This window comes from Salinicola aestuarinus, from assembly GCF_003206645.1.
Classification (GTDB): domain Bacteria; phylum Pseudomonadota; class Gammaproteobacteria; order Pseudomonadales; family Halomonadaceae; genus Salinicola; species Salinicola aestuarinus.
On the sequence record NZ_PZJP01000007.1, the window covers coordinates 138,232 to 149,663 of the forward strand.

An 11,432-nucleotide genomic window follows, 5' to 3' on the forward strand; every position below is an offset into this window, starting at 1 on the left:
GCGAACCATGCGTTTTTTACGATTCCTTCGATCGCTCAAGGGGTTCTGGCCGCTGTCGATCGTTCTCTGGCTGGTAGGGCTTGCGCTCTGCGTCACCGTTCTGCCGCTTCTGACCGCTGAGCGCGAGCTGGTCTTCATCGCCATGGCGCTGGTGACGGCCATCTGGCTGTTCGTCGTGGTGATGCGTCAGTACCACCGCATTCGTGCCGAGCGCAACATCGAGAACCTCGTCGAACTCGAGGTCCACCGCGAGGCGGCCGAGAGCGAGCCCGGCGATTACCAGGTACTCAGCGAACGGCTCAAGCACGCCATGGCGATGCAGCGCGCTGCCCGCGCCGTCGACGGTGGCAAGGCGTCGCTCTACGAGTTGCCGTGGTACCTGGTCATCGGTATGGCCGCCTCCGGCAAGACGTCGCTGCTCACTCGCTCGTCGCTGTCCGCGACCATGGCCGGCGGCAGCAATCTGTCTGCGGTCAGCGGTACCCAGCACTGCGACTGGTACTTCAGTCGTGAGGCGGTAATGATCGATACCGCCGGGCGCTATCTGGTGGAAGACCGCCCGGCCAGCGAGTTCGCCGACTTTTTGAAGACGCTGCGCAAGCAGCGGCGCAAGCCGGCGATCAACGGTCTGGTGCTGGTCGTGAGCTTGCCCGAGCTGCTCGAGCAGTCCCGCCAGGAGGCGCATGCGCTGGCCGAACAGCTCGTCGCCCGTGTCACCGAATACCGTGCCTGTCTCGGTACCCATCCGCCGGTCTACCTCTTCTTCAGCAAGGCGGACCTGCTGCCCGGTTTCACCCGCGCGTTCGAGACCCTGGAAGCCGAAGAGCGCCAGCGTCCGTGGGGCCTGACGTTCTCCCTCGACGAGCTGCGCAAGGGCGTCACCCAGGCATTTCAGTCCCGCTTCCCGGGACTGGTCGCCGATCTGCGCGAGCGGGTCGATGCCCGGATGGTCGAGGAGGGAACTCAGGCTGACAGTGAGCTTTTGCGTTTCCCGGACTACTTTGCCGAGCTTTTCGGCGTGCTCAGTGACTTTCTGGAGCTGTTCGATAGCCAGCAGCACGGGGAGCGCGCGCCAGTCCTGCGCGGGCTCTACTTCACCAGCGCGCTGCAGAGCGGGTCGACCCTGCCGGATCTGCTCGAGGAGCAGACACGCGATGCCTTCGCCCTCGAGTCGAGCCCGGCGACGAGGGACGTGGCTCGTGCCGGCGAGAAGAGCTACTTCATCACGGACACCTTCCGCGATGTGATCTTTCCCGACCGCAATCTAAGCCTCTACTACTCACAGCACGGGGATCGGCGCTCGCTGCCGACCGTGATGATCAGTGCCGTCGGCGTTGCGGGCTTGGCAGTGATAGCCGCTCAGGGCTGGTCGGCCTACAACAATTACCAGTGGGTGGAGCAGATCGAGGCCGATCTTAGCGAGGCCGCAGCCGGCGACACGCAGGACGGGCTGGATGCGCTTGAGCAACGTCTGGCGACGCTCGAGCGTCACCGTGAGGTCGGCGTTCCGCTCAAGCTCGACCTCGGGCTTTACCAGGGTGACGCGTTGCACGCGCCGCTCAAGGCCGCCTGGGCCGCGAAGTTCAAAAGTGATGTGCTCGAACCGCTGGGCTGGCGTCTCGCGCGCCAACTGCGTTCGCTTGAGGCATTCGGCACCCCGGGGCAGTCTCTGGAGACGCCGCAGGAGGGCACCGCGACGGAGAGCGATGCAGACGCGGCCAGTGCCGGAGGCGATGCCGTCGGCGACGTCGCTGACCGTGGCCGCTCGATTGGCGAAGACGCCATGGCCCGCGCCGAGGAGCGCTCCACCTCACGTCCGACGCTGGGCAGCATCCCGACCAGCGGGGCGGAGCTGAGCAGCCGAGCGCGCAGTGAGCTCACTTCGAGAACGACCGATAGCGCGCGGGATGCCTGGTACAGCGCGCGCAGCAGCGCGCAGACCGAGCTCGAGGAGGGGCTTCGCAACCGCACCAGTCAACTCGGCAGTGCGGTGGGCGATAGCGACGGCGACGCGTCGACACTCACGCTCTCCGGCGAGCAGGGACCGTCCCTCTCCGAGGAGATGCTGACCCGTCTGAGCCAGGAAGACGTTGAGCAGCTCATCGAGAGCTACTCCTCGCTCAAGCTCTATCTCATCCTGACCGATCCCGAGAGTCATGCCGATCAGGGCGACTTCGTCGCTTCGGCGCTGCCGCGACTTTGGGCCGACGAGGCGGCGCGGCAGGGCGCGACCCGCGATCGCGACAGCATCGTCGACAACGCCGCGCTCTACGTGCACTACCTGCAGGAGGGGAGTGCGCCGGCCCTGTCTCGAGACGAGACATTGATCGACGACAGCCGAGCGCGACTCAATGCCTTCCTGATCGACTCGAGCCTGGTCGACCGCGAATATCTGCGCTATCAGCTGGAGGTCGAGAAGCGATTCGATCCGCTGACGCTGTCGCGGATGGCACCGGACATGCCGGGACGGCTCTTCTACACCAGTCGCTCGGTGCCCGCGTTCTATACCCGTGAGGTATGGGAGTCCTACCTGCGTCCGGCGATCATCAAGACGGTCTCCGGCGACCTCGAGCGCGAAACGGACTGGGTGCTGGATGATGAAAGTGTCGACGATGCGGTGCAGTCCAAGGCGCGCTTCGTCAGCCAGCTGATGGCGCGCTATAAGCGTGATTACGCCGTCGCCTGGGAGCGTTTTCTCGATAATACCCGAGTCTCGAATTTCGATGATCTGGATCAGGCCAGCGTGCAGCTGTCGCAGCTCAGCGATCTGCAGGCGTCACCGCTGCGCCAGGTGCTGACGGCCGTGGCCGACAACACCACCTGGGACGACCCCAAGGCGCAGCAGGACGAAGGCGAAGCCAGTGGTGCGGCGCAGGACCGTAGCTTCTGGGGACGGGTGATGAGCGTGTTCGGCGGCGAAAACGGTGAAGGGCCGAGCGTCGACCTGGCATCGCTGCCGCGGCTCAACGATGGACTACTGGCACGCCATTTCCGTCCGGTCACGCGGATGCTCTCCGCAGATGACGCTACCGGTAGCGACAATTCGGTGCTGAACCAGTACCTGCTCGATCTGCGCCAGTTGAAGGTGCGCGTCGACAATGTACGCAGTGCCCAGGAGGTCGGTCGTGCCAGCAAGGCGCTGATTACCGCGACGCTCGCCGGCCAGTCCACCGAGATCAACACGCTGCGTAACTTCGTCGCCTCGAGGGTCGATACGTCCCGCACGCCGCTGGTGCAGTCGCTGGAGCCGCTGTTCGCAACGCCGATCGATGATACCTGGCAGGCACTCAACGGCCCGGCGCGGGATCAGCTCAACGCGGCGTGGGATGACAAGATCGTGTCGCCCTGGGGGCAGATGATCGCCGGTCGCTATCCCGTGAGCGACTCCGTCAACGAAGCCTCGGTGCGGGACATGGAGTACTTCATCGACCCCGATAGCGGCGTGCTTTCGCAGTTCCGCAGCGAAGAGATCGGCGATCTCGCCGGTTCCGGCAGCGGTCAGCGCTCGCCGATGGTCGATCCCCGCATGCTCGAAAGCATCGATGATGCCACCGCGCTCGGCCGAGTGATCGACAGCCTGTCGGATCTACAAAACGGATTCGAGCTGCAGATGAATCCCACGCCCGGCATTACCGACATCATCCTCACCATCGACGGTCAGCGGCTTCGCTATCGCAACAATACTCAGTCCTGGGAACGGCTGACCTGGCCGGGAGATGGCGAGGCATTCGGCGCGCGCCTGGATATCGTCAATCGCGCGGGGCAGCGCCATACGGTCTTCGACTATCCCAACCGCTGGGGTTTCCTGCGCATGATCGAGAGCGCTCACATCGACGCCATCGACTCGGCCCGGCAGCGCTTCAGCTGGCGAACCATCATGGGGACGGTGAGCTTCGACGTGCGCAACTTCGGCGGCGTCAAGATTTCCGACCTCCAGCGAATCAAGTCGCTGCGTATCCCGGAGATGGCGCGTTGATGGCGTGGGTGAGCGAGGGATGAGAGGAGAGGCTCGATGATCGGCTGCTTCGGCAAGATTCCGACGAAAGCGGATTTCGTCGGCCTCAACGCCACCGGCGATGCCATTCAGGAACTCGACCACTGGTTTCAGAGCGGGCTGCTGACCTTCATCGAGCGCGACGACTGGCAGGCGAGGTTCGACGCGCTGCCGGTCTGCTTCTTCAACTACCGCGCCAGTGACGGCAGCGATGTCGTGGGGGCGATGATCAGCTCGGCGGATGCCTCCGGCCGCCGGTACCCCTTTTTTCTCTTCCAGGCCCTCAGATGGCAGGCCGGTCGAGGAGAGGTGTCCGTCTCGTTTCTGCATACGTTGGCGGAGGTCTTCGCCGGTCGGGCGCGGGAGATATTGAAGGATGCCGTGCACGGCGCGACACCGATCGATCCCGTGGCGGCGCTGACGGAGGTTCGGGCGCTCAACGAACAGGATCTTGAGCTCTATCGGCGTATTCACGCGCGTTTTCTCGCCGATTACAGCTTCGATGATGTCGCCGGGGCGCTCGAGTGGGGCTGGCCGGAATTCATCAGCGGTGGCGCCCTCCATCGGCTGCACTACGCGCTATCGCAGTGGCGCGCCGGTGGTCTTCAAGCGGTGGTGCTGCCGCTGCCGGCAGAGCGCGGGCTGAAACGGCCGGTCGCGGATCTCTGGCAGCAGTGGCTGGGCAGCGCCTGCCCCACGGGGACGCCAGTGATGAGCCTGCTGATCGACGACTTCATGCGGCCTCGACTGCTGCTGATGCCAGCGCGACAGAGCGCCGAACGGTTCTATGAGGTGCTCTCGAATCTCGATGATCGACGCCACTGCATTGACGTGTTGTCGGCCTTCGCCGATGACGAGCCACATCCGGGGAGCCTGGCGCTGCCCGATACCCAACTGAGTCTGGATGACTTCATGGCCCGGTTTCTGCGCCTGTAGGGCGCCGACCGGCCCCATTCGAGTGGGCTGCACCGATGAAACGTTTGAAATTTGCCTATCTGAAGTACGCCTTCTTCAAATACCAGCCCTACATTCTGGGGCTCATCTTCTTCGCGGCCATCTTTGTGGTCTGGCGAGTCGGCGTCGCGCTGGGTTTCTCCTCGCTGGCGAGTCTGCTTGCGGGGATCGTCGCGTTTCTGCTGGTGTCGGCTTTCTATGTGCTGCTGCTGTATCGCGGGGTCGGCCAGAAGCGCAACCTCGAGCATTTGCTGGTCGACGACGCCGACGCGGCCGTGCTGGATGCCAGTCCACAGGACCGCGAGGAGATCAGCCTGCTGCGTGAGCGTCTGCTCAAGACGATCGAGCGCCTCAAGACGAGCGGCAAGGGGAAGGGCAAGCGGGGTCAGGACGCGCTCTACGCGCTGCCGTGGTACATGATCGTCGGCCAGCCGGCGGCGGGGAAGAGCACCATGGTCTACCAGTCGGGGCTCAACTTCCCGTTCGCCGAGCGTGAAAACGCGCGGGTGGCGGGTATGGGGGGCACCCGCCATTGCGACTGGTTCTTCAGCTCTGACGCGATCCTGCTGGATACCGCCGGGCGCTACATGAACAGCGAAGAAGAGGCGGGCAAGTGGAAGGGCTTCCTCGCGCTATTGAAGCAGCACCGGCGCCGCTGTCCCCTCAACGGGCTGATCGTTGCGGTCAATATCAGCGATGTGATCCAGGCCAGCGATACCGAGCGTAATAACCTGGCACGCCGCCTGCGCGAGCGCATACAGGAAGCGCGGGACCATCTCGAAGCGCGACTGCCGATCTATCTGGTGTTCACCAAGTGCGATCTGATCGAAGGCTTCACTACGTTCTTCGACCGGCTCGATCCCAAGCGGCAGAGCGACGTGCTGGGTCACACTTTCGCCCATCAACAGCCCAAGGACGTTGACTGGGGGGCGCGTTTCGACGACGCGCTGCAGCGCCTCTGCCAGCACTGGTTGCAGGCCGGCGACGAGGAGATCGTCGAGCGCGACATCGTGGATACGCGCAGGGAGGTGGCGGCCTTTCGGTTCCCGCTGGAGTTGGCCGCGCTGCGTGAGCCGTTGTCGCGCTTCGTACAGGCGCTGACCAACGCCAACCCCTACCAGAGCGCGCCGCTGCTGCGTGGCTTCTACTTCGTCAGTGCGCTGCAGGAAGGCGACGCCATCGAAGGCGAGCACGCCGCGAGGGTCGGGCGCCACTTCGCACTGGCAAAGCCGGAGGCATTGAGCGCCGAGCGCACCCGAAGTCCCTTCTTCATCGGCAATCTCTTCAAGCAGGTGATCATCGCCGATCGTCACCTGGCCGCCCTCTACGCCAGCGACGTTCAGGGCCGCCGGCGAAAATGGCGCTGGACGCTCGCAGCCGGTCTCGTCGGGGCGGTGTTGTGTACTCTCTGGATTACCTCGGCGACGCGCAACCACGCCGAGATCGACGCCATTGCGACCCAGCTTGCGCAGGCGCAGGACGCCGACGCCGACGACGGGGGGCAGTACGCCGACTGGCGCCAACTCGACGGATTGCGCGAGTGGGCGAGCCACTATGATGCCCGGCGGCACGAGGGTGGCGTGCCGTGGACGATGCGCTGGGGGCTCTACCAGGGTGATGCCGTCGAGCCGGCGCTGCGTGAGCGCTATTTCGATCAGTTGCGGCCGGTGATGCTGGAGCCCGTGGAGCAGAACCTGACCCGCTCGCTCTTTTCGCTGACCACGATCGACGTCTACCGTCGCAACACTGACGAACTCACGGCGGTGGAAGGGCCCGAGACCGTGGCGCCTTTTGCTCGACCCCGCGACAACAGTGCCGACTCGCTTGCGGAGTTCGGCCGCTCGACCCTCGATACCTACCTGATGCTGGCTGACGTCGAGCGTGACGAGATCGACAGCGCGCTGTTACGCCGTCAACTGCCGGCGTTCTGGTATCCGGCGATTGCCGACGACACCGGCGCGGCGATCGACGATGAGCAGGCGGACTACCGTTACGCCGGCCGGCAGGTCGATTTCTACAGCCGGCAGATTCATGAGCCCGATGTACCGCGACTCTCATCGAATGCCTTTCTCGTCTCCAGCAGTCGCAATTACATCGACAGCCTGCTGGAACAAACGCTGACCAGCGCGCAGACGATCGTGCTCGAGTCCGACACGCTCTTCGCGTTCGGCCGAGGTGACTACGCCGGCCTTCAGCAGGCCGGTCAGCGTGAGCTCGATGCCTTGGCCCAGCGGCTGCTCAATACCCAGGATCTGGGCCAGATCGTCATTACGGGACACGCCGACCCCATCGGTAACGAGCAGACGAACCGGCGACTCTCGCTGCAGCGGGCGACGACGGTTCGTCAGTACCTGGTCGGCAAGGGGGTGCCCGCTGGCCTCATCGATGCCAAGGGCGCGGGCAGTGACAGGCCCCTGGTGACTTGCGATCAGGACCAGCCCCGAGCCGAACTGATCGACTGTCTGGCACCCAATCGGCGAGTCGAGATCGAGGTACGCAAGCAGTAAAGCCTGGCCTAGAGCGGCCAAATGTCTTAAGGCCGCTTAGGTTTGGGTGGGTGATAATGTAACGAAATATATAAAATGTAGTTAAATGTATTGGCGCCTTTAAAGTTGAAAAGGCGCCGATATAATTCGGTTGACCGGAGTTTTGTGTGGTTTTGAATACTTCGGAAAACATAAGAAAACAGCGATTCATTTGTAGGAAATCGGCGACAGAGAACGTGTCGATATCGTACAGCGAGGCCAGTCGTTCATTGCCGTTAATCGGTCGAGCATCCTGGCCGAGCCTGCCGCAAGGCCTATCTGAATCAGCGGGTTGCGGTGCAGTGAATTCAGTCGTCGTCAACGGCGTCGACATCCAGCTGGCCGGGCGATGTCCCTGCCACCCCGGTGGTGAGAGGGGGCGAAAGCCTGACCTACCCCGAGTAAAACTTAGGAGCAGTGAGAACAATGGCATTTGATGCGTATCTCAAAATCGATGGCGTCCCCGGCGAGAGCCTGGATGACAAGCACCGCGACTGGATCGAACTGAAAAGCTTCGATTTCGGCGCTAGCCAAGCAACCTCGGCAACCGCGAGCTCCGCCGGTGGCGCCTCCGCCGAGCGCGTGAATCTGAGCGAATTCCGCGTCCGTAAATTCGTCGACAAGGCTTCCGCCAAACTGTTCGAATCCTGCTGCAAGGGCCAGCACATCAAGGAAGTGGTACTCCACGTCAACCGTGCTGGTGGCGACAAGGTTCGCTACATGGAAGTCCGCATGGAAGAAGTCATCGTCTCTTCCACCGAGATGGAAGGCACCTCCGTCTCCACCGGGTTTGAACAGGACGACAGCGAAGATCGTCACGATCTGCCGTTCGAGACCGTCAAGTTCAACTACGCCCGCATCAAGATTACCTACACCCAGCAGAAGCGCACCGATGGTCAGGGTGGCGGCAACGTCGCTGGTGGCTGGGACCGCACGCGCAACAAGGTTTACGCCTAAATCGTTGCTCTCCGCCGCGATGCGTCGCGGCGGGTCGGCAGTCCCCGGCCTCGCGCCTGCGGGGCTGCCAGCGCCTACGCCCGGTGACTTCGTCTTCGAGGTTGCCCGGGCGTATTGCGTTGATTGACCGGAACGTCGCGTCGATTGCCCCTGCGCTCGGTTGATTGTCACGACATCCCGTCGATTGACCCGGAGAGATTGCCCACAGTCTCTCCGCGTGAATCGAACGACTCGCCACCGACCAGGCCGACGACCGGGCACCGCTGAGGCCCGGCGCAGCCGACAAGCTCACGAGGACGGCAAGATGGAACAACTCGGCGATCTTTCTCTCGATGCGCTTCTCGCGCCCATCGAGGGCGGTAGCCATGCCGGTAGCGGCGAAGACCTGACGTTTTCTGTCCTCTTCGACGAGATCAAGGAAGCCCGGCGCGCCGATCCCACCTACCTACCGCAGGGGGAGTGGCAAACAGACCTCAAGCAGTCCGACTGGGGGCAGGTGATTCAGCTCGCGAGTCAGGCATTGGCCGAGCAGAGCAAGGATCTTCAGCTCGTCGCCTGGCTGACCGAAGGGCTGGCACATCGCGAGGGATTCGAGGGCGTGCGGTTTGGCGTCTCTCTATGCGCACGGCTACTCGACGAGTACTGGGAAGGGCTCTACCCCGAGCTCGACGAAGACGATATGGACGAGCGTATCGCCCGGCTTACCTGGCTTGGCGACACGCTGAGCGGGGTGACCAGGATGTTGCCACTGGTCGCCGGCGATGGTTACAGCCTGGCGGATTACGACGAATCCCGGCAGGTGGAGAATCAGGCGCGCAACGATCCGGATGCGATGGATCGCGCGCTCGCCGAGGGCAAGATCAATGACGAGGTCTTTCAGCGCTCGGTGGTGCTCAGCAGTACCGACTTCCTGCAGGCCCGGCATGCGGCCATCGCCGCCGCGCTGGTGGCGCTTGCGCATCTGCGTGAAGTCGGCGATCAGCGTATCGGGCGCGATGCACCCAGTTTCTCCCCGCTCGAGTCGACGCTCGTCCAGTGCCGCGACCTGACCGAGAAGCTGCTTCGCGAGCGCGGCGCCGGTCTCGGCGTCGAGGAGGAGGCCGCAGCGATCGCCGAGGCGGAAGCCGAGTCGCCGGGACGTGTCGAACCCAGCTTCACGCCGCCTGCCGCCGCGCCAAGCGGAGAACTTCGCACCAAGCCCAGAAGCCGTGACGAAGCCTTCGAGATGCTCAATCACGTCGCTCGCTACTTCAAGGAGCACGAGCCGCACAGCCCGGTCCCTTATCTGGTCGAGCGCGCCGTGAAGTGGGGCCGCATGCCGCTGGAAGAGTGGCTCAAGGACGTGATCAAGGATCACGGGGTCATCGACAACATCCGCGACACCCTGGGCACCCAGTCCAGGGATGACGATTACTGACCATGTCCCGCGCCTCCATCTTCGATCAACTGCATCGTCGTCAGTCCATTGCCGATGCGCCGGAACCGGCGTCGTCGGTTCGAAGCGACTATGACACCGAGACGCTTCGACTCATCGATGGCGTGGCCCTGACCCCGGCAGGGTTCGTCGGTCGAGGGTCGGTGCCTGATGCGGATACACCGGCACTCTCCGAGACGCTTTACGGCAGTGACGGCTACCGGCTCCTGGTTCACGCCGTCGGCGATGTCATGCCGCTCAGCGAGCCGCGCCTGTCGAGGCTGGAAGTCAAGGCAGCGCGTCTCCACGAGCTGGTGGAGACGATCCTCATCGAAGCGTTGATGCTGCTGGAGGGGATACCCGAAGAGAGTGCGTTCGACGTCGTGCTGGAGCTGCCGTTGCGTTCCGCCGACGCGGCGTCGTTCATCCTGGAGCGGGTCAGAGACGCGATCAAGGAGACCCAGTTCGGTGAGTGGTTGAGTGATATCCGTCACCAGTCTCCGTTGGGCGACCCTCACGCGGCGACGGCCGTCGGCACAGGTGGTGGCATGGACTACGTGCTCTGGATCAGTGCTGACTCTCTGCTCACCCAGGAGGGCGTTACGTCTCTCGCCCGTCGGGGGCTGCTGGCGCAATCTTCACGCGGCGCCGGGCTCTACCCTGGAGAAGCGGTCGCTGCACTGTTGATGGAGCGACTATTGCCGGAGCGCGATAACCCCGAAGAAGGGTGGCTTCTCGCGCGGGGGCTTGCAGAAACGCACGGTGCGCGAGCGGGGCGGAGGGACCATGACAAGCGCCAGGCGCTTCAGGGGGTACTCGAGCGGTTGTGGCCGGAGGCTGATGCGGCGTCGGCGCCCTCGGGGTTGGTCGTCGACAGCATGGGACTCAAGGGGCGGGCGGTTGAGCTTGGCGGCGCAATCATCGAGCGCTGGCCCGAGCTCGATGCTATCGATGACGGCGTCGCAGTGGACGGTTTCTGCGGCTGGCCTGGTGATGCTCTGGTTCCGCTGATGCTGGTGTTGGCGATCGCCCCACTGGCGCTGGAGGAGAGCGCCGTGGTGCTGGGAATTGGCTCGGAAACCGAGACTCTGGCCTGGGCAGTGAGCGGCACGACCGGTCACTCGTGACCGCTGTTGCCATTGTTGGAAGACATCAGAGAGGCGCCGCAGGCGGTCTTGTGACCGTGAAGGGCGACAGGTTTGCCATTGATCTTCATGGTCGGGTGGCCTTCGACGATCGTCGTCGTACCCCCGTGACCGTCCTGGGGACAGGTCACCTTGTCTCCTACGCAGGCAACGGGCTTGCCGTCGATGAGGTAGCTGCTCTGAGCCGTGATGACCTTGCCCCCATGACTGGTGGCGTCGCCGAGTACAACGATCCCTTTCATCGATTCGAATTCCTGTGGCAGAAAGTGTAACTCCCGCGAAGCGGGCGCCTTAGCTGGCGTTAATTTAGCCATCGTCGTCGAACGAGCACAAGCGGCGAGGCGGCGAGCCACCACGAGGCCGATATGGCAGAGAGCATCGATACCCTACTCGACACCTTCGACATCGACCTGTCGCAGTCGCAGCGCCTGCTGACGCTCGAG

The 11,432-nt window shown here is 63.7% G+C and carries 7 protein-coding genes; 6 read left to right on the forward strand and 1 reads right to left on the reverse strand.

Features of this window, described 5'->3' with window-relative positions:
- Positions 1-7: 7 nt before the first annotated feature.
- The 6 genes from DOM41_RS11905 (at position 8) to DOM41_RS11930 (ending at position 10,971) form a co-directional block, all read left to right on the forward strand.
- The gene (locus tag DOM41_RS11905; RefSeq protein ID WP_110687084.1) at positions 8-3,976 is read left to right on the forward strand and encodes a type VI secretion protein IcmF/TssM N-terminal domain-containing protein; all 3,969 of its coding nucleotides are present in this window, start codon (positions 8-10) and stop codon (positions 3,974-3,976) included.
- Between the two features lie 36 nt (positions 3,977-4,012).
- On the forward strand, positions 4,013-4,930 hold the full coding sequence (gene tagF / locus DOM41_RS11910; RefSeq protein WP_110687085.1) for a type VI secretion system-associated protein TagF: 918 nt from the start codon (positions 4,013-4,015) through the stop codon (positions 4,928-4,930).
- Positions 4,931-4,965: 35 nt separating this feature from the next.
- Complete coding sequence (gene tssM / locus DOM41_RS11915) at positions 4,966-7,455, forward strand: type VI secretion system membrane subunit TssM (protein WP_110687086.1); 2,490 nt, start codon at positions 4,966-4,968, stop codon at positions 7,453-7,455.
- A 444-nt stretch (positions 7,456-7,899) separates the two neighbouring features.
- Complete coding sequence (locus tag DOM41_RS11920) at positions 7,900-8,430, forward strand: Hcp family type VI secretion system effector (protein ID WP_110687087.1); 531 nt, start codon at positions 7,900-7,902, stop codon at positions 8,428-8,430.
- Positions 8,431-8,734: 304 nt separating this feature from the next.
- Entirely contained in the window at positions 8,735-9,847 is a 1,113-nt protein-coding gene (gene tssA, locus DOM41_RS11925; RefSeq protein WP_110687088.1) for a type VI secretion system protein TssA, read from the forward strand.
- A 2-nt stretch (positions 9,848-9,849) separates the two neighbouring features.
- Positions 9,850-10,971 carry a hypothetical protein gene (locus DOM41_RS11930; RefSeq protein ID WP_110687089.1) on the forward strand — a complete coding sequence of 374 codons (1,122 nt, stop codon included), beginning with the start codon at positions 9,850-9,852 and terminating at the stop codon, positions 10,969-10,971.
- Here DOM41_RS11930 and DOM41_RS11935 read toward each other — a convergent pair.
- Positions 10,962-11,231, reverse strand: coding sequence for a PAAR domain-containing protein (locus DOM41_RS11935; RefSeq protein WP_110687090.1), 270 nt, complete (start codon positions 11,229-11,231; stop codon positions 10,962-10,964). The genes DOM41_RS11930 and DOM41_RS11935 overlap by 10 nt on opposite strands.
- Between the last annotated feature and the right edge of the window lie 201 nt (positions 11,232-11,432).

What these genes read in the sequence shown, in the direction of transcription:
- tssA (WP_110687088.1), top strand. Translation starts at nt 8,735, where the DNA reads ATGGAACAACTCGGCGATCTTTCTCTCGATGCGCTTCTCGCGCCCATC.
- DOM41_RS11905 (WP_110687084.1), top strand. Translation starts at nt 8, where the DNA reads ATGCGTTTTTTACGATTCCTTCGATCGCTCAAGGGGTTCTGGCCGCTG.
- DOM41_RS11930 (WP_110687089.1), top strand. Translation starts at nt 9,850, where the DNA reads ATGTCCCGCGCCTCCATCTTCGATCAACTGCATCGTCGTCAGTCCATT.
- DOM41_RS11935 (WP_110687090.1), bottom strand. Translation starts at nt 11,231, where the DNA reads ATGAAAGGGATCGTTGTACTCGGCGACGCCACCAGTCATGGGGGCAAG.
- tssM (WP_110687086.1), top strand. Translation starts at nt 4,966, where the DNA reads ATGAAACGTTTGAAATTTGCCTATCTGAAGTACGCCTTCTTCAAATAC.
- tagF (WP_110687085.1), top strand. Translation starts at nt 4,013, where the DNA reads ATGATCGGCTGCTTCGGCAAGATTCCGACGAAAGCGGATTTCGTCGGC.
- DOM41_RS11920 (WP_110687087.1), top strand. Translation starts at nt 7,900, where the DNA reads ATGGCATTTGATGCGTATCTCAAAATCGATGGCGTCCCCGGCGAGAGC.